This is a genomic window from Streptomyces sp. YGL11-2 (assembly GCF_050054615.1).
In the GTDB taxonomy this organism is placed as follows: Bacteria; Actinomycetota; Actinomycetes; order Streptomycetales; family Streptomycetaceae; genus Streptomyces.
Genome location: NZ_JBNHIN010000049.1, coordinates 1 through 17,824 on the forward strand (window position 1 = coordinate 1; position 17,824 = coordinate 17,824).

The 17,824-nt window shown below is 69.8% G+C and carries 15 protein-coding genes; 14 read left to right on the plus strand and 1 reads right to left on the minus strand.

Features of this window, described 5'->3' with window-relative positions:
- Positions 1-63 precede the first annotated feature (63 nt).
- A complete protein-coding gene (locus tag ACO1BR_RS35065) occupies positions 64-852 on the minus strand; it encodes a C40 family peptidase (RefSeq protein ID WP_426799155.1) in 789 nt (262 codons plus the stop codon).
- 769 nt (positions 853-1,621) lie between these two features.
- Here ACO1BR_RS35065 and ACO1BR_RS35070 point away from each other — a divergent pair.
- The 14 genes from ACO1BR_RS35070 to nuoN are packed head-to-tail and all read left to right on the plus strand — an operon-like array spanning position 1,622 to position 17,769.
- Positions 1,622-1,981, plus strand: coding sequence for an NADH-quinone oxidoreductase subunit A (locus tag ACO1BR_RS35070; protein WP_426799156.1), 360 nt, complete (start codon positions 1,622-1,624; stop codon positions 1,979-1,981).
- Between the two features lie 9 nt (positions 1,982-1,990).
- Positions 1,991-2,563, plus strand: coding sequence for a NuoB/complex I 20 kDa subunit family protein (locus ACO1BR_RS35075; protein WP_159503101.1), 573 nt, complete (start codon positions 1,991-1,993; stop codon positions 2,561-2,563).
- Positions 2,560-3,315, plus strand: a complete 756-nt coding sequence (locus tag ACO1BR_RS35080) for an NADH-quinone oxidoreductase subunit C (protein WP_426799157.1) — start codon at positions 2,560-2,562, stop codon at positions 3,313-3,315. Before ACO1BR_RS35075 ends, ACO1BR_RS35080 begins: the two co-directional genes overlap by 4 nt.
- Entirely contained in the window at positions 3,315-4,649 is a 1,335-nt protein-coding gene (locus tag ACO1BR_RS35085) for an NADH-quinone oxidoreductase subunit D (protein WP_426799158.1), read from the plus strand. Before ACO1BR_RS35080 ends, ACO1BR_RS35085 begins: the two co-directional genes overlap by 1 nt.
- A 35-nt stretch (positions 4,650-4,684) precedes the next feature.
- Positions 4,685-5,494, plus strand: a complete 810-nt coding sequence (gene nuoE, locus ACO1BR_RS35090) for an NADH-quinone oxidoreductase subunit NuoE (RefSeq protein WP_426799194.1) — start codon at positions 4,685-4,687, stop codon at positions 5,492-5,494.
- The gene (gene nuoF, locus ACO1BR_RS35095) at positions 5,494-6,876 is read left to right on the plus strand and encodes an NADH-quinone oxidoreductase subunit NuoF (RefSeq protein WP_426799159.1); all 1,383 of its coding nucleotides are present in this window, start codon (positions 5,494-5,496) and stop codon (positions 6,874-6,876) included. The genes nuoE and nuoF overlap by 1 nt, the downstream gene beginning before the upstream one ends.
- The gene (locus ACO1BR_RS35100; protein ID WP_426799160.1) at positions 6,873-9,380 is read left to right on the plus strand and encodes an NADH-quinone oxidoreductase subunit G; all 2,508 of its coding nucleotides are present in this window, start codon (positions 6,873-6,875) and stop codon (positions 9,378-9,380) included. The genes nuoF and ACO1BR_RS35100 overlap by 4 nt, the downstream gene beginning before the upstream one ends.
- Positions 9,377-10,753 carry an NADH-quinone oxidoreductase subunit NuoH gene (gene nuoH, locus ACO1BR_RS35105; protein WP_426799161.1) on the plus strand — a complete coding sequence of 459 codons (1,377 nt, stop codon included), beginning with the start codon at positions 9,377-9,379 and terminating at the stop codon, positions 10,751-10,753. Before ACO1BR_RS35100 ends, nuoH begins: the two co-directional genes overlap by 4 nt.
- On the plus strand, positions 10,746-11,396 hold the full coding sequence (nuoI, locus tag ACO1BR_RS35110; protein ID WP_426799162.1) for an NADH-quinone oxidoreductase subunit NuoI: 651 nt from the start codon (positions 10,746-10,748) through the stop codon (positions 11,394-11,396). The genes nuoH and nuoI overlap by 8 nt, the downstream gene beginning before the upstream one ends.
- Positions 11,393-12,256: an NADH-quinone oxidoreductase subunit J gene (locus ACO1BR_RS35115; protein ID WP_426799163.1), complete on the plus strand. Its 864-nt coding sequence runs from the start codon at positions 11,393-11,395 to the stop codon at positions 12,254-12,256. Before nuoI ends, ACO1BR_RS35115 begins: the two co-directional genes overlap by 4 nt.
- Positions 12,253-12,552 (plus strand): NADH-quinone oxidoreductase subunit NuoK, encoded by a 300-nt coding sequence (nuoK, locus tag ACO1BR_RS35120; RefSeq protein ID WP_006604821.1) that lies wholly within the window; start codon positions 12,253-12,255, stop codon positions 12,550-12,552. Before ACO1BR_RS35115 ends, nuoK begins: the two co-directional genes overlap by 4 nt.
- 13 nt (positions 12,553-12,565) lie before the next feature.
- Complete coding sequence (gene nuoL, locus ACO1BR_RS35125; RefSeq protein ID WP_426799164.1) at positions 12,566-14,449, plus strand: NADH-quinone oxidoreductase subunit L; 1,884 nt, start codon at positions 12,566-12,568, stop codon at positions 14,447-14,449.
- A gap of 3 nt (positions 14,450-14,452) precedes the next feature.
- On the plus strand, positions 14,453-16,120 hold the full coding sequence (locus ACO1BR_RS35130; RefSeq protein WP_426799165.1) for an NADH-quinone oxidoreductase subunit M: 1,668 nt from the start codon (positions 14,453-14,455) through the stop codon (positions 16,118-16,120).
- Complete coding sequence (gene nuoN, locus ACO1BR_RS35135) at positions 16,117-17,769, plus strand: NADH-quinone oxidoreductase subunit NuoN (protein ID WP_426799166.1); 1,653 nt, start codon at positions 16,117-16,119, stop codon at positions 17,767-17,769. The genes ACO1BR_RS35130 and nuoN overlap by 4 nt, the downstream gene beginning before the upstream one ends.
- Positions 17,770-17,824: the final 55 nt, after the last annotated feature.

Below are 17,824 nucleotides of genomic sequence, written 5' to 3' on the forward strand. Positions count from 1 at the left end.
GAGGGCCGCCCCTCCCGAGCGGGGGAGGGGCGGCCCTTCAGGGCACTTTGGGGTGCGGCGGTCTCAGAGGACGCGCACCGCGCCGGTGGGCTGGTCGTAGCTGAGCGGGCGCTCGACGATGCCGGTGCTCGGGTTCTGGGCGCCGATGAAGTTGCCGCCGCCGACGTAGACGGCGACGTGGTAGGCGCTGCCCGCGCTGCCCCAGTACAGGATGTCCCCGACCTGGAGGTTGCTGAGGCTGACCTGGGTGCCGGTGGTCGACTGGCTCTGCGAGACGCGCGGCAGGTTGACGCCGATCTGGGAGAACGCGGCCTGGGTCAGGCCGGAGCAGTCGTACGAGGACGGGCCGCTGGAGCCGAGCACGTACGCCTTGCCGAGCTGCGCCTTGAGGAAGGAGACGAGGGTGGCGGCGCTGCCGGTCGCGCTGCTGGAGGTGGCGAGCGAGGTGCGCTCGTCGGAGCGCGAGGCGCGGGTCTGCGCGGCTTCCTTGGCCTTTTCGGCGGCCTTCTTCGCCTCGGCCTCGGCCTGGGCCTTCTTCTCGGCGGCGGCCTTCGCCTTGTTCGCCGCCTTGTCGGCCTTGGCGGCAGCGGCGTCCTGGAGCGCCTGGCGCTCGTAGGTGAACGCGGCCTGCTGGGCGGCGTCCGCGCTCTCGGTGGCACTGGTGGCCAGTGCTGCCGTGATGGTGGGCATCTCCTGGGTTTCGGAGACGGACTTCTCGACGGCGTTGGCCGGCACGGTGGCGCCGGTTACCGCGAGGGTGAGGAAGCCACCGGTCACGCCCGCACGCAGTGCCCGCGAGGACGCGGAACGGCGGGGCTTCCGGTGGCTGGGTATGAGTGCGTTCGGGGACATGGCACCACGGCTATCAGGCCCCGCAGGTTGCTGCCAACAAAGGTGCAGTACGCCACACTTGACGCGTACGCGACGAACAAAACGGACTTTTGACTGCCCGTCGCCTCGCCCGCGCGATGTCCGGAATTCGCGATCATGTTCCTACGCACGGCATTTGGCGCTCCATGCGGGCCCTGGCGGCGCCTACCACTTCCTCATCCGCCGCGCCAAGGCTGCCCGGGAGTCAAGGACTTAGTGCTTCAAATCGCGTGGGATAGGTCACTCGTGAGTGTCCGTTATGTTCCCGTGACCGAGTGGCCGGCCGGTCGCTCGGTCGGGAGTCGGCCATCCGTCCGCCGGATCCGTCCGGCGCGCTCGTGAATCGAGGCACGTACCGACGATCACGGCCGGGTTACGAGCGGATCACGTCTACGGGCCCGACGCGTATAGCAGTTGATTTCACCCGGGGCCAATTTGCCTTTGCGGCACCTCATTTGATAATGGGATGCCTGCCCTGACCAGCGGTAACCTTGGCGAATATCACCTCTAGTGATCACCGGCGAGCGTCGTGTAAGGGGATCATCGAGCATCCGGTTCCATGATCCTTCGTCAGGTGGTGAAGATCACAAAGTCGTTGCCGCACCCCGTGTCGCAGATCACAGAGCGACGGGCATAAGATGCAGGCATTCGGGCTTGTGAACTGCCTCACATAGGCACGATCTCCACGGGGCAGCCGGTAAGCCCGAGCGGACCGCCATCCAGTCATCGTCGACTGAAGGGAGCGAGGACGGTGAACGCTTACGCGCCCATCCTCGTACTGGGAGCCCTCGGGGCAGGCTTTGCGATCTTCTCCGTGGTCATGGCCGCGCTCATCGGCCCCCGGCGCTACAACCGGGCCAAGCTCGAAGCGTACGAATGCGGAATCGAGCCGACGCCACACCCGTCCGGTGGCGGTCGCTTCCCGATCAAGTACTACCTGACGGCGATGCTCTTCATCGTCTTCGACATCGAGATCGTCTTCCTCTATCCCTGGGCCGTCACCTTCGACGCCCTGGGGCTTTTCGGGCTCGTCGAGATGCTCCTCTTCGCGCTCACCGTCTTCGTCGCCTACGCCTACGTCTGGCGTCGCGGCGGCCTGGAATGGGACTAGGGGGCACCAATGGGACTGGAAGAGAAGCTGCCCAGCGGCTTTTTGCTGACCACTGTCGAGCAGGCCGCGGGCTGGGTGCGCAAGTCGTCGGTCTTCCCCGCGACCTTCGGGCTGGCCTGCTGCGCCATCGAGATGATGACCACCGGCGCCGGGCGCTACGACCTGGCCCGCTTCGGCATGGAGGTCTTCCGCGGCTCCCCGCGGCAGGCGGACCTGATGATCGTGGCCGGCCGGGTGAGCCAGAAGATGGCGCCCGTCCTGCGGCAGGTCTACGACCAGATGCCGAACCCGAAGTGGGTGATCTCCATGGGGGTTTGCGCCTCGTCGGGCGGGATGTTCAACAACTACGCGATCGTCCAGGGCGTCGACCACATCGTTCCCGTTGACATCTATCTACCGGGCTGCCCGCCGCGCCCCGAGATGCTCATGGACGCCATCCTCAAGCTCCACCAGAAGATCCAGAGCAGCAAGCTCGGGGTCAATCAGGTGCAGGCGGCCCATGAAGCGGAGGAAGCGGCACTCAAGGCCCTCCCGCTGATCGAGATGCCCCTCTCGACCGAGAAGAAGGGCCTGCTGCGGTGAGCGAGCCGAAGAACCCCGAGACCCCGGACCGGCCGGACGAGGCCGTCCCGGCGCAGCGCGCGGACACCGGCGAGGTGATCGGCACCCGGCACGGGATGTTCGGCGCCAACAACGGAGGAGACACCTCCGGTTACGGCGGGCTGGTGCGCTCCGTCCGGCTGCCCGGTGCGAGCGCGCGGCCGTACGGCGGACCGTCCGGTGCGGGAGGGTGTGGAGAGTTCGACGAGGTCGCCGACGAGCTGGAGGGCGCCCTGGACGAACAGGGCCTGGTGCCCGAGAACGTCATCGAGAAGACCGTCGTCGACCGCGGCGAGATCACCTTCCACATCGCGCGGGAGCATCTGCCGGCCGCCGCTAGGACGCTGCGCGACGACCCCGCGCTGCGCTTCGAACTCTGCACCGGCGTGAGCGGCGTGCACTACCCCGGCGACCAGGGCCGCGAGCTGCACGCCGTCTACCACCTGCGCTCGATCACCCACAACCGGCTGATCCGGCTGGAGGTCTCGGCCCCGGACGCCGACCCCCACGTGCCCTCGCTCGTCGAGATCTATCCGACCAACGACTGGCACGAGCGCGAGACCTACGACTTCTTCGGCCTCGTCTTCGACGGGCACCCGGCGCTCACGCGGATCATGATGCCGGACGACTGGCAGGGCTTCCCGCAGCGCAAGGACTACCCGCTCGGCGGCATTCCCGTCGAGTACAAGGGCGCCCGGATCCCGGCTCCCGACCAGCGGAGGTCTTACACCTGATGAGCACTCCCAGCGAGGCGTCCCGCGCAACCCCCCGCGAGACCACGGAAGGCACCGTCTACACCGTCACCGGCGGCGACTGGGACGAGGTCGCGGCGGGCGCCGCCAAGTCCGACGACGAGCGGATCATCGTCAACATGGGGCCGCAGCACCCGTCCACCCACGGCGTGCTCCGGCTGATCCTGGAGATCGACGGCGAGACCGTCACCGAGGCCCGCTGCGGCATCGGCTACCTGCACACCGGCATCGAGAAGAACCTCGAATACCGGACCTGGACGCAGGGCACGACGTTCGTGACGCGGATGGACTACCTGACGCCCTTCTTCAACGAGACGGCCTACTGCCTGGCCGTGGAGAAGCTGCTCGGCATCACCGACCAGGTGCCCGACCGGGCCTCCGTCGTCCGCGTGCTGCTGATGGAGCTCAACCGGCTCTCCTCCCACCTGGTGTGCATCGCCACCGGCGGCATGGAGCTGGGCGCCACCACGATCATGATCTACGGCTTCCGCGACCGGGAGATGATCCTCGACATCTTCGAGTTGATCACCGGCCTGCGGATGAACCACGCCTACATCCGCCCCGGCGGCCTGGCCCAGGACCTGCCGCCGGGCGCCGTCGACCAGGTGCGCGCCTTCGTCAGGAAGATGCGCAGGAACCTCGTCGAGTACGACAAGCTCGCCACCGGCAACCCCGTCTTCAAGGGCCGCATGGAGGGCATCGGCTACCTCGACCTGGCCGGCTGCATGGCCACCGGAGCCACCGGGCCCATCGTCCGCTCCGCCGGACTGCCCCATGACCTGCGCAGGACGCGGCCGTACTGTGGATACGAGAACTACGACTTCGAGGTGCCGACAGCCGACACCTGCGATGCCTACGGCCGGTTCCTGATCCGGCTGGAGGAGATGCGCCAGTCGCTCGGCATCGTCGAGCAGTGCCTGGACCGGCTGGAGCCCGGGCCCGTGATGGTCGCGGACAAGAAGATCGCCTGGCCCGCCCAGCTGGCCCTCGGCCCCGACGGCCTCGGCAATTCCCTCGACCACATTAAGAAGATCATGGGCACCTCGATGGAGGCCCTGATCCACCACTTCAAGCTGGTGACGGAGGGCTTCCGGGTCCCGCCCGGCCAGGCGTACGCCGCCGTCGAGTCGCCCAAGGGCGAGCTGGGCGTCCACGCGGTCAGCGACGGCGGCACCCGCCCCTACCGGGTGCACTTCCGCGACCCGTCCTTCACCAACCTGCAGGCCATGGCAGCGATGTGTGAAGGCGGCCAGGTCGCCGACGTCATCGTCGCCGTCGCGTCCATCGACCCCGTGATGGGAGGCGTCGACCGGTGAACGCCACTCCGGCACGCAATGACGTCCAGCTGGGCATGCCCCAACTCCCGGCCCCGGACTACCCGGCCGACGTACGGGCCCGGCTGGAAGCGGACGCCAGGGAGGTGATCGCCCGCTACCCCGACTCGCGCTCGGCGCTGCTGCCGCTGCTGCACCTCGTCCAGGCCGAGGAAGGGCACATCACGCGCACCGGCATCCGCTTCTGCGCCGAACTGCTCGACCTCACCACCGCCGAGGTCACCGCGGTCTCGACCTTCTACTCCATGTACCGCCGCCGGCCGAGCGGCGACTACCAGGTCGGGGTCTGCACCAACACCCTGTGCGCGGTGATGGGCGGCGACGCCATCTTCGACGACCTCCAGCACCACCTCGGCATCGGCAACGGCGAGACCACCGAGGACGGCACCATCACCCTCGAACACATCGAGTGCAACGCCGCCTGCGACTTCGCCCCCGTCGTGATGGTCAACTGGGAGTTCTTCGACAACCAGACCCCGCAGTCCGCCCGGCAGCTCGTCGACGACCTGCGGGCCGGCCGGACCGTCCGGCCCACCCGCGGCGCCCCCCTCTGCACCTTCAAGGAGACCGCCCGGATGCTCGCCGGCTTCCCGGACCGGCGGCCGGGCGCCGTCGAGGCCACCGGCGGCGCCGGTCCCGCCTCCCTGATCGGACTGCGCCTGGCCAAGGGCGAGGCGGCTCCCGGCCACGCGGACCACGTCGTCTCCCCGCGCACCACCGCGGACGGCCCGCCCGACGAGGCCGGCCCCCCTCCCGCCACCCCGGACGGAGGGGCTCCGCCCCGCAGCGACGATGCCGCCGGCCCGACGGGCGAGGAGGGGGAGTGATGACCGTGGCAGCCGAGTTCGGCGGCACCCCCCGGCCGGAGGCCGGAGGCGCGAACAGCCCCGAGAAGGTCCTCGCGCCCGTCCTCTCCGCCTTCTGGGACGAACCCGAGTCCTGGACGCTGGAGACCTATCTGCGCCACGAGGGCTACGAGGGCATGCGCAAGGCCCTCGCGATGGCCCCGGACGACGTCATCGCCTACGTCAAGGACTCCGGGCTCCGCGGCCGTGGCGGCGCCGGCTTCCCGACCGGGATGAAATGGCAGTTCATTCCGCAGGGCGACGGCAAACCGCACTATCTCGTTGTCAACGCCGACGAGTCGGAGCCCGGGACCTGCAAGGACATCCCGCTCCTCTTCGCGAACCCGCATTCCCTCATCGAGGGGATCGTGATCGCCGCTCACGCGATCCGGTCGAACCATGCCTTCATCTATCTGCGCGGTGAGGTCGTGCCCGTACTGCGCCGGCTGCACGAGGCCGTGCGCGAGGCGTATGCGGCGGGCTTCCTCGGAAGGGACATCCTGGGGTCGGGACTCGACCTGGACGTGATCGTGCACGCGGGCGCCGGCGCGTACATCTGCGGTGAGGAAACCGCGCTGCTGGATTCCCTGGAAGGCCGTCGCGGACAGCCCCGTCTGCGTCCCCCTTTCCCCGCGGTGGCCGGCCTCTACGCCTGCCCCACTGTCGTGAACAACGTCGAGTCCATCGCGTCGGTTCCCGCGATCCTGAACAAGGGCAAGGACTGGTTCAGGTCGATGGGCAGCGAGAAGTCCCCGGGCTTCACGCTCTACTCGCTCAGCGGCCACGTCGCCAACCCCGGCCAGTACGAAGCCCCGTTGGGCGTCACACTGCGCCAGCTGCTCGACGTCAGCGGCGGGATGCGGCCCGGCCACCGGCTCAAGTTCTGGACGCCCGGCGGCTCTTCGACACCGATGTTCACCGAGGAGCACCTCGACGTCCCGCTCGACTACGAGGGCGTCGGCGCGGCCGGTTCGATGCTCGGCACCAAGGCGCTGCAGTGCTTCGACGAGACCACCTGCGTCGTCCGGGCGGTCACCCGCTGGACCGAGTTCTACGCGCACGAGTCCTGCGGCAAGTGCACGCCCTGCCGTGAAGGGACGTACTGGCTGGTGCAGTTGTTGCGGGACGTCGAAGCGGGCCGCGGCCGGCTCGGCGACCTCGACAAGATCGACGACATCGCCGACAACATCAACGGCAAGTCCTTCTGCGCCCTCGGCGACGGCGCCGCCTCGCCGATCTTCTCCTCGCTCAAGTACTTCCGCGAGGAGTACGAGCAGCACATCACCGGCAAGGGCTGCCCCTTCGACCCCGCCAAGTCGGCCCTCTGGGCCGGCACCGACGCCCACCTGGGGGTGAATGCATGACCGTCACGACCAATGCGCCCTCCGGGGGCGGCGCGGCGGCGGTACCGCCGGAGGACCTCGTCACCCTGACGATCGACGGCATCGAGATCTCCGTCCCGAAGGGGACGCTGGTCATCCGCGCCGCCGAACTCCTCGGCATCGAGATCCCGCGCTTCTGCGACCACCCGCTGCTGGACCCGGCGGGCGCCTGCCGGCAGTGCATCGTCGAGGTCGAGGGCCAGCGCAAGCCGATGGCCTCCTGCACCATCACCTGCACCGACGGCATGGTGGTCAGGTCGCAGCTGACCTCGCCGGTGGCCGAGAAGGCCCAGCGCGGGGTGATGGAGCTGCTGCTGATCAACCATCCGCTGGACTGCCCGGTCTGCGACAAGGGCGGCGAGTGCCCGCTGCAGAACCAGGCGATGCAGGTCGGCGACCCGGACAGCCGCTTCGAGGGCCGCAAGCGCACCTACGAGAAGCCGGTGGCGATCTCCACGCAGGTGCTGCTGGACCGCGAGCGCTGCGTGCTGTGCGCGCGCTGCACCCGCTTCAGCAACCAGATCGCCGGCGACCCGATGATCGAGCTGATCGAGCGTGGCGCCCTCCAGCAGGTCGGTATCGGGGAGGGCGACCCCTTCGTGTCGTACTTCTCCGGGAACACCATCCAGATCTGCCCGGTGGGGGCGCTGACGTCGGCCGCGTACCGCTTCCGGTCCCGCCCGTTCGACCTGGTCTCCTCGCCGTCGGTGTGCGAGCACTGCGCCGGCGGCTGCGCGACGCGTACGGACCACCGCCGCGGCAAGGTCCTACGGCGGCTGGCGGCCGACGACCCCGAGGTCAACGAGGAGTGGATCTGCGACAAGGGGCGGTTCGCCTTCCGGTACGCACAGCAGCGGGACCGGCTGGAGCACCCCCTCGTGCGCGACCCGGAGTCCGGTGAACTGGAGCCGGCGAGCTGGCCCGCCGCCCTGGCGGCCGCGGCCCGCGGACTGGCCGCCGCCCGGGGGCGCGCCGGGGTGCTGACCGGCGGCCGGCTGACCGTCGAGGACGCCTACGCCTACGCCAAGTTCGCCCGGATCGCGCTGCACACCAACGACATCGACTTCCGGGCCCGGTCGCACAGCGCCGAGGAGGCCGACTTCCTGGCGGCGAGGGTCGCCGGCCGCGGCCGGGACCTCGACGGTGGCGGCGTGACGTACACCGCGCTGGAGAAGGCACCGGCCGTGCTGCTGGCCGGAGTCGAGGCGGAGGAGGAGGCGCCCGGCGTCTTCCTGCGGCTGCGCAAGGCGCACCGCAGGAGCGGCCAGCGCACCTACGGGCTGGCGAGCCACGCCACCCGCGGACTGATCAAGGCGGGCGGCACGCTGCTCCCGGCGGCGCCCGGTACGGAGACCGAATGGCTGGACGCCCTCGCGGGCGGCGTCGGGCTGGACGGCGCGGGGCGGGCCGCGGCCGAGGCGCTGCGCGCGGACGGTGCGGTGATCATCGTCGGCGAGCGGCTGGCGACGGTGCCCGGCGCGCTGACCGCCGCGATCCGCGCCGCCTCCGCGACCGGCGCCTCCCTGGTGTGGATGCCGCGGCGGGCGGGCGAGCGGGGTGCCGTCGAGGCGGGTGCGCTGCCCGGTCTGCTGCCCGGCGGGCGGCCGGCCACCGATCCGCGGGCCCGGGACGAGGTCGCCGCCGCCTGGGGTGTGGCCGCGCTGCCGCATCGGCACGGGCGGGACACCGGCCAGATCGTCGAGGCCGCGGCGACCGGTGAGCTCAGCGCGCTCCTGGTGGCGGGCGTCGAGGTCGCCGATCTGCCCGATCCGGCACGGGCGTTGACCGCGCTGGACGAGGTCGGGTTCCTGGTCAGTCTGGAGCTGCGGCCCTCTCAGGTCACCGAGCGGGCGGACGTGGTGCTCCCGGTGGCGGCCGTGGTCGAGAAGGCCGGAACGTTTCTGAACTGGGAGGGCCGCGCCCGGCAGTTCGAGGCCGCGCTCAAGCCGGACCAGATGACCCGGCGGCTGCTCCAGCCGGACGCCCGGGTGCTCCAGATGCTCGCCGACGCCATGGACGTCCATCTGGCGCTGCCGGACCTGCGGGCGGTGCGCCGGGAGCTGGACCAACTGGGCGGCTGGGGCGGCCCGTTCGCCGGTGACCCGCTGGAGGCGGGGCGTCCGCTGCCCCGCCCGGACGCCGGCGAGGCCGTACTGGCGGGCCACCGGCTCCTCCTGGACCAGGGGCTGCTCCAGGAGGGCGACGAGGCGCTGGCCGGCACCCGGCACGCCGCACTCGCCCGGCTGTCGGCCACCACGGCCGAGGAGACCGGCGTCAAGGACGGCGACCTACTGGCGGTCACCGGACCGGCCGGATCGGTGCAACTGCCGCTCCGCATCACGCGGATGCCCGACCGGGTGGTGTGGCTGCCGCTGAATTCCGTGGGCGGCGGCGTGGCCGCCGACACCGGGGCGCTCCCCGGTGACCTGGTGAAGGTCTCCGCCGTCCCGGGTACGCCGGCGCCGGCCAAGGAGGTGGACGCATGATGCGGTTCGGTCATCCGGTGGCCGTGCTGGCCCAAGAGGACCTGTCGATGTTCGGGCGCGACCCGTGGTGGCTGGTCGTCGTCAAGGCGGTGTTCTGCTTCGCGTTCCTGATGCTGACGGTGCTGTTCTCGATCGTCTGGGAGCGCAAGGTCGTCGCCTGGATGCAGCTGCGGATCGGCCCCAACCGGCACGGCCCCTGGGGGATGCTCCAGTCGCTCGCCGACGGCATCAAGCTGATGCTGAAGGAGGACCTGGTCGTCCGGCGTGCGGACAAGGTGGTCTACGTCCTCGCGCCCATCGTGGCGGCCATCCCGGCGTTCATGGCGATCGCGGTGATCCCGTTCGGCCCGGCCGGCAACGAGATCTCGATCCTCGGCCACCGCACCCCGATGCAGCTCACCGACCTCCCGATCGGCATCCTCTACATCCTGGCCACGGCCTCGGTCGGCATCTACGGCATCGTGCTGGCGGGCTGGTCCTCCGGGTCGACGTATCCGCTGCTCGGCGGCCTGCGGTCGTGCGCGCAGATGATCTCGTACGAGATCGCGATGGGGATGTCGTTCGCGGCGGTGTTCCTCTACTCCGGGTCGATGTCGACGTCGACCATCGTGGAGTCGCAGCAGAGCAAGTGGTACGTCCTGCTGCTGCCGGTGTCCTTCGTCATCTACATCGTCGCGATGGTGGGGGAGACCAACCGGGCGCCGTTCGACATGCCGGAGTCCGAGGGCGACCTCGTCGGCGGCTTCAACACCGAGTACTCGTCGATCAAGTTCGCGATGTTCATGCTCGCCGAGTACATCAACATGGTCACCGTCTCGGCGGTCGCGGTCACCCTGTTCCTGGGCGGCTGGAAGGCGCCCTGGCCGATCTCCACGTTCTGGGCGGGCGCGAACCACGGCTGGTGGCCGATGCTCTGGTTCGTCATCAAGGTGCAGCTGTTCCTGTTCTTCTTCATCTGGCTGCGCGGCACCCTTCCCCGGGTGCGCTACGACCAGTTCATGAAGCTGGGCTGGAAGGTCCTGATCCCGGTCTCGATGGTCTGGCTGATGCTCGTCGCCACCGTCCGGGCGCTGAAGAACGAGGGCTACGACTTCTCCCGGATCGTGCTGTACGTCGCCGGCGGCGCGATCACGCTGCTGCTGATCTCGCTGCTCGTGGACTTCTTCCGGCGCGGCGAGGCGGAGGAGACGGACGGCGACGGCGCCTTCGACCCGATGGCGGGCGGATTCCCGGTGCCGCCGCTGCCCGGCCAGAGCCTGCCGCCGGTGCCGCGCAGGCGCCCGCGCCGGGACCGCGAGTTGATTGTCAGTGGCCGGGTGGACACTGTGAGTGACGGAAATGAGACCGACGGAAAGGGGGGCGACGGTGCCTGAGTTCCAGAACCCCGTGGCCGGCTTCGGCGTGACCTTCAGGGCCATGTTCAAGAAGCGGCTGACCGAGCAGTATCCGGAGGAGAAGAAGCCGACGGCGCCGCGCTTCCACGGCCGGCACCAGCTCAACCGGCATCCGGACGGGCTGGAGAAGTGCATCGGCTGCGAGCTGTGCGCCTGGGCCTGCCCGGCGGACGCGATCTACGTCGAGGGCGCGGACAACACCGACGAGGAGCGCTACTCCCCGGGCGAGCGGTACGGCCGCGTCTACCAGATCAACTACCTCCGCTGCATTCTGTGCGGCCTGTGCGTGGAAGCCTGCCCGACCCGCGCGCTGACCATGACCAACGAGTACGAACTCGCCGACCGGTCCCGCGAATCGCTCATCTACACCAAGGAGGAGCTGCTCGCCGGCCTGGACGACGCGATGGTCGACACCCCGCACGCGATCTATCCCGGCATGACGGAGCGCGACTACTACAACGGGCTGGTGACCGGGGCCGCTCCGGGGACGGTCCGCCAGGTCGCGGTCTCCAAGGGCGAGAAACCGGCGGACCCGGATGCGGACGCGGAAGCGGCGGCGGATGCGGCGGCGGATGCGGCGGCGGCCGGGCCGGACGCCCGGGAGAAGGGGGCCCACGCATGACCGGTCTCGCCGCCACCACGACCTCCTCGGGGGAGGCCGTGCAGTTCTGGCTCCTGGGCATCGTCGCCGTCGCCGGCGCCCTGTCCACGATCTTGATGAAACGGGCCGTGCACAGCGCCCTCTCGCTCGCCGGGACCATGATCGTCCTGGCGGTCTTCTATCTGGCCAACGGCGCCTACTTCCTCGGTGTCGTGCAGATCGTGGTCTACACGGGCGCGATCATGATGCTGTTCCTGTTCGTCGTGATGCTGGTCGGCGTCACCGCCGCCGACTCCCTCAAGGAGACCCTCAAGGGCCAGCGCTGGCTCGCCGCCGGCCTGGGCCTGGGCTTCGGCGTCCTGCTGATCGCCGGTATCGGCAACGCCTCGCTCCAGCAGTTCAACGGCCTGGGCGAGGCCAACGCCGGCGGCAATGTGCAGGGCCTGGCCGCGCTCATCTTCACCAAGTACGTCTTCGCCTTCGAGATCACCGGCGCGCTGCTGATCACGGCGGCCGTCGGCGCGATGGTGCTCACCCACCGGGAGCGTACGGAGCGCGCCAAGTCCCAGCGGGAGCAGTCCGAGGCGCGGATCCGCGAGGGCAAGCAGGTGCCGCCGCTGCCCGCCCCCGGTGTCTACGCCCGGCACAACGCCGTCGACATCCCCGGCCTGCTGCCGGACGGCACCGCGTCCGAACTGACCGTCAGCCCGACGCTGCGGGAGCGCGGCCAGGTCCGTGACGTCTCCGGTGAGTCCCTCGCCGAGCTGAAGGCGCTGGAGCAGCGCTCCGAGGACTGGCTGGGGCGGGGCTCCGGCGAGGCGAAGCCCAAGCCGTCGGGTCCCGCGGCGCCGAGGGAACCGAAAGAGGGTGCCCAGAAGTGAACCCGGTCAACTACCTCTATCTCGCCGCCCTGTTGTTCACCATCGGCGCGGCCGGAGTGCTGATCAGGCGGAACGCCATCGTGGTGTTCATGTGCATCGAACTGATGCTGAACGCCTGCAACCTGGCCTTCGTCACCTTCTCGCGGATGCACGGGAATCTGGACGGCCAGATCATCGCCTTCTTCACGATGGTCGTCGCCGCGGCCGAGGTCGTGGTCGGCCTGGCGATCATCGTGTCGATCTTCCGCACCCGTCACACGGCCTCGGTCGACGACGCCAGCCTGATGAAGCTGTAAGGGGTCGCACAAAGTGGAGAACTTGATCGCGCTGCTCGTCGCGGCACCGCTGGTCGGTGCGGCCCTGCTGCTGTGCGGCGGCCGGCGCCTGGACCGCGCCGGCCACTGGATCGGCTCGCTCTTCGCGGTGGCCTCGTTCGCCGTCGCGGTGGTGCTCTTCGCCGACATGCTCGGCAGGAGCGCCGAGCACCGCGCCCTGCACCAGCACCTGTTCAGCTGGATCCCGGTCGGCGGCTTCCGGGCCGATCTCGCCTTCCAGCTCGACCAGTTGTCGATGACCTTCGCCCTGCTGATCACCGGTGTCGGATCGCTGATCCACATCTACTCGATCGGCTATATGGAGCACGATGAGCGGCGCCGCCGCTTCTTCGGCTATCTCAATCTCTTCCTGGCGGCGATGCTGCTGCTGGTCCTCGCCGACAACTACCTTCTGCTGTACGTCGGTTGGGAGGGCGTCGGCCTCGCCTCGTATCTCCTGATCGGGTTCTGGCAGCACAAGCCGAGCGCGGCCACCGCCGCCAAGAAGGCGTTCCTGGTCAACCGCGTCGGCGACATGGGCCTGTCCATCGCCGTCATGCTGATGTTCACCACGTTCGGGACCTTCGCCTTCGGCCCGGTGCTCGCCTCGACGGGCGCCACGGGCGAGGGCAGGCTGACCGCCATCGGGCTGCTGCTGCTGCTGGCCGCCTGCGGCAAGTCGGCGCAGGTGCCGCTCCAGTCCTGGCTGGGCGACGCGATGGAGGGCCCGACGCCGGTGTCCGCGCTGATCCACGCCGCCACGATGGTCACCGCCGGCGTGTATCTGATCACCCGCTCCGGGGCGATCTTCAATGCCGCGCCGGACGCCCGGACGGCGGTGGTCGCGGTCGGTGCGGTCACCCTCCTGTTCGGTGCGATCGTCGGTTGCGCCAAGGACGACATCAAGAAGGCGCTGGCCGGTTCGACGATGTCCCAGATCGGCTACATGGTCCTGGCCGCCGGCCTCGGCCCCATCGGCTACGCCTTCGCGATCATGCACCTGGTCACCCACGGCTTCTTCAAGGCGGGCCTCTTCCTCGGCGCCGGCTCGGTGATGCACGGGATGAACGACGAGGTGGACATGCGCCGTTACGGCGGACTGCGCAGGCACATGCCGATCACCTTCGTCACCTTCGGCCTCGGCTATCTGGCGATCATCGGCTTCCCCGGTCTGTCCGGCTTCTTCTCCAAGGACAAGATCATCGAGGCGGCGTTTGCCCAGGGCGGCACCGAGGGCTGGATCCTCGGCGGCGCGGCCCTGCTGGGCGCCGCGATCACCGCGTTCTACATGACCCGGGTGATGCTGATGACGTTCTTCGGCGAGCGGCGGTGGGATCCGAAAGAGTTCCATCCGCACGAGTCGCCGAAGGTCATGACGCTCCCGATGATCGTGCTGGCCGTCGGATCGGTCTTCGCGGGCGGGCTGTTCAGCATCAACGACGCCTTCGTCACCTGGCTGGAGCCGGTCACCTCCTTCGCGCACGGCAACTCCCCGGTGAGCGCCGGTGTGGTCACCGCCGCCACGATGGTGGTGCTGGTCGTCGGTGTGGGCATCGCCTGGCTGATGTACGGCCGCAAGGAGGTCCCGGCGGTCGCCCCGCACGGTTCGCTGCTGACCCGGGCGGCTCGCCGCGATCTGCTCCAGGACGACTTCAACCACGTCGTCCTGGAGCGCGGCGGTGAGCATCTGACCCGCACGCTGGTCTATCTCGACCACTCCCTGGTGGACGGCGCGGTCAACGGCACGGCGGCCTCGGTGGGCGGACTCTCCAGCCGGCTGCGCCAGTTGCAGACCGGCTTCGTCCGCTCGTACGCGGTCCAGATGCTGGGCGGGGCCGCCGTTCTCGTCGCCGCGACCCTGCTGATGAGGGGTGTCTGAGCCATGGCAGCCTTTTCCTTCCCCCTGCTGACGGCGACCGCCGCGCTGCCGGCGATCGGTGCGATCGCCACCGCCGCGGTGCCCGCCGCCAGGCGCACCGCCGCCAAGTGGCTGGCGCTGCTGTTCTCGTTGGCCACCCTGGCGCTGGCGCTGGTGATCGCCGTCCGCTTCCGGCCCGGCGCCAAGGGCCCGTTCCAGCTGACCGAATCCCACGCCTGGATCCGGGACTTCGGGGTCCGCTACGACCTCGGGGTGGACGGCATCGCGGTCGCCCTGATCGCGCTGACCGCGCTGCTGATCCCGTTCGTCATCCTGGCGGGCTGGCATGACGCCGACCCCCTGGAGGGCACGACGCCGAACCGCCGGTGGCGGCCCACCCAGGGCTTCTTCGCGCTGATCCTGGCCGTCGAGGCGATGGTGGTCGTCTCCTTCGAGGCCACCGACGTCTTCCTCTTCTACATCTTCTTCGAAGCCATGCTGATCCCGATGTACTTCCTCATCGGCGGCTTCGGGGACCGGGCCGGCCCGCACGGCGAGGAGCAGGCCGCCGTCCAGCGGTCGTACGCCGCGGTGAAGTTCCTGCTCTACAACCTCGTCGGCGGCCTGATCATGCTGGCCGCGGTGATCGGGCTGTACGCCGTCACCGCGCACCAGTTGGGTGCCGGCACCTTCTCGCTCCAGCAGATCGTCGAGGCGCGGGCGTCCGGCCGGCTGACCCTCGGCACGGGCACCGAACGGCTGCTGTTCCTCGGCTTCTTCTTCGCCTTCGCGGTCAAGGCCCCGCTGTGGCCGCTGCACACCTGGCTGCCCAACGCCATGGGCGAGGCGACCTCACCGGTCGCGGTGCTGATCACCGCGGTCGTCGACAAGGTCGGCACGTTCGCGATGCTCCGCTTCTGCCTCCAGCTCTTCCCGCAGGCCAGCAGCTGGGCCACCCCGGCCATCCTGGTGCTGTCGCTGATCAGCATCCTCTACGGCGCGCTGCTCGCGGTCGGCCAGCGGGACATTAAGCGGCTGATCGCCTACGCCTCGATCTCCCACTTCGGCTTCATCATCCTGGGCATCTTCGCGATGACCTCCCAGGGCCAGGGCGGTGCGACGCTCTACATGGTCAACCACGGCATCTCGACCGCCGCGCTGATGCTGGTCGCCGGGTTCCTGATCAGCCGCCGCGGCTCGCGGCTGATCGCGGACTACGGCGGCGTCCAGAAGGTCGCCCCGGTCCTCGCGGGCACCTTCCTCGTCGGTGGTCTGGCGACCCTCTCGCTGCCCGGACTGGCCCCGTTCATCAGCGAGTTCCTGGTCCTGGTCGGCACGTTCAGCCGCTATCCGGCCATCGGCGTCGTCGCCACCCTCGGCATCGTGCTGGCCGCCCTCTACGTCCTCGTCCTCTACCAGCGGACGATGACCGGCCCGGTCAGGGCGGAGGTCGGCGGGATGCGCGATCTCAGGGCCCGGGAGCTGGTGGTGGTCGCGCCGCTGATCGCGCTGCTGCTCTTCCTCGGGGTGTATCCCAAGCCGCTGACCGACATCGTCAATCCGGCCGTCGGCCACACCCTGTCCGTCGTGGACAAGCAGGACCCCAAGCCCACCGTGCAGGTGACCGCCGTGCCCGGCCGTGGCCGACCCGGCCAAGCCGTGCATGATCAAGACGTGGAGGCCGCGAAGTGAGTCCCGTGGCAAGTGTCCACAGCCTGTGGACAACGGCGGCCGGTACGCCGGGCAGAATCCCGGCGCCGCACATCGAGTACGCCCAGCTGTCGCCGACGCTCATCGTCCTCGGCGCCGCGGTGGCCGGCATCCTGATCGAGGCGTTCCTGCCGCGCCGCAGCCGCTACTACGCCCAGCTGCTGCTGTCCGTGGTGTCGCTGGCCGCCGCGTTCGCCGCGGTGATCGGCCTGGCGGCCGCCGGCTTCGGATCGTCCAGGGCGCATCTGGCCGCGATGGGCGCCCTCGCCGTCGACGGCCCCGCGCTCTTCCTCCAGGGCACGATCCTCCTGGTGTCGCTGATCGCGGTCTTCACCTTCGCCGAGCGCCGGCTCGACCCCGCGGCGCACGGCAACCGCATCGACTCCTTCGCTGCGCAGCCCGCGGCCGTCCCCGGCGGCGCCGCCGAACAGGCCGCGGTCAAGGCCGGGTTCACCACCACCGAGGTCTTCCCGATCCTGCTCTTCGCGGTCGGCGGCATGCTGATCTTCCCCGCGGCCAACGACCTGCTGACGCTCTTCATCGCCCTGGAGGTCTTCTCCCTCCCGCTGTACGTCCTGTGCGCGCTGGCCCGCCGGCAGCGGCTGCTCTCGCAGGAGTCCGCGGTCAAGTACTTCCTCCTCGGCGCCTTCTCGTCCGCCTTCCTGCTGTTCGGCGTGGCGCTGCTCTACGGCTACGCCGGCACGGTGACGTACGCCGGGATCGCCGAGGTGGTCTCGGACGGCGCCAAGCAGGTCGACCCGGCGCTGGCCGGGACGATGGGCAATGACGCGCTGCTGCTGATCGGCGGGGCGCTGCTGCTGATGGGCCTGCTGTTCAAGGTCGGTGCGGTGCCCTTCCACATGTGGACGCCGGACGTCTATCAGGGCGCCCCGACGCCGGTGACGGGCTTCATGGCCGCCGCCACCAAGGTCGCCGCCTTCGGCGCGCTGCTGCGGTTGCTGTACGTCGTGCTGCCGGGGATGCGCTGGGACTGGCGGCCGGTGATGTGGGGCGTCGCGATCGTCACGATGCTGGGCGGTGCGGTCATCGCCATCACCCAGACCGACATCAAGCGGCTGCTGGCCTACTCCTCCATCGCGCACGCCGGTTTCATCCTCGCCGGTGTCATCGCGGCCAGCAAGGACGGCATCTCCTCGGTGCTCTTCTACCTCGCCGCGTACTCCTTCGTGACGCTCGGCGCGTTCGCCGTGGTCACCCTGGTGCGGGACGCCGGCGGAGAGGCCACCCACCTGTCCAAGTGGGCCGGTCTGGGCCGCCGTTCACCGCTGGTGGCCGCGGTCTTCGCGGTCTTCCTGCTGGCCTTCGCGGGCATTCCGCTGACGTCCGGGTTCGCCGGGAAGTTCGCGGTGTTCAAGGCGGCGGCGGAGAGCGGCGCGGGCTGGCTGGTGGTGGTCGGTGTGATCTCGTCGGCCATCGCGGCGTTCTTCTACATCCGGGTGATCGTGCTGATGTTCTTCAGCGAGCCCAAGACGGACGGCCCGACGGTCGCGGTGCCCAGCGTGCTGACGTCCACGGCCATCGCGGTCGGGGTCGCGGCCACCCTGGTGCTCGGCCTGGCGCCCCAGTACTTCCTCGATCTGGCGGGCCAGGCGGGGGTGTTCATCCGCTGACGGCCCCGCGGCCCACGGGCGAACGGCCGCCGCCCGGTACCCCGTCGCGGGTACC

Excerpts from the sequence above, each read along its gene's own strand:
- nuoE (WP_426799194.1), top strand. The coding sequence starts at position 4,685 with ATGCCCCAACTCCCGGCCCCGGACTACCCGGCCGACGTACGGGCCCGG.
- ACO1BR_RS35100 (WP_426799160.1), top strand. The coding sequence starts at position 6,873 with ATGACCGTCACGACCAATGCGCCCTCCGGGGGCGGCGCGGCGGCGGTA.
- ACO1BR_RS35065 (WP_426799155.1), bottom strand. The coding sequence starts at position 852 with ATGTCCCCGAACGCACTCATACCCAGCCACCGGAAGCCCCGCCGTTCC.
- ACO1BR_RS35085 (WP_426799158.1), top strand. The coding sequence starts at position 3,315 with ATGAGCACTCCCAGCGAGGCGTCCCGCGCAACCCCCCGCGAGACCACG.
- ACO1BR_RS35130 (WP_426799165.1), top strand. The coding sequence starts at position 14,453 with ATGGCAGCCTTTTCCTTCCCCCTGCTGACGGCGACCGCCGCGCTGCCG.
- ACO1BR_RS35115 (WP_426799163.1), top strand. The coding sequence starts at position 11,393 with ATGACCGGTCTCGCCGCCACCACGACCTCCTCGGGGGAGGCCGTGCAG.
- nuoF (WP_426799159.1), top strand. The coding sequence starts at position 5,494 with ATGACCGTGGCAGCCGAGTTCGGCGGCACCCCCCGGCCGGAGGCCGGA.
- ACO1BR_RS35075 (WP_159503101.1), top strand. The coding sequence starts at position 1,991 with ATGGGACTGGAAGAGAAGCTGCCCAGCGGCTTTTTGCTGACCACTGTC.
- nuoH (WP_426799161.1), top strand. The coding sequence starts at position 9,377 with ATGATGCGGTTCGGTCATCCGGTGGCCGTGCTGGCCCAAGAGGACCTG.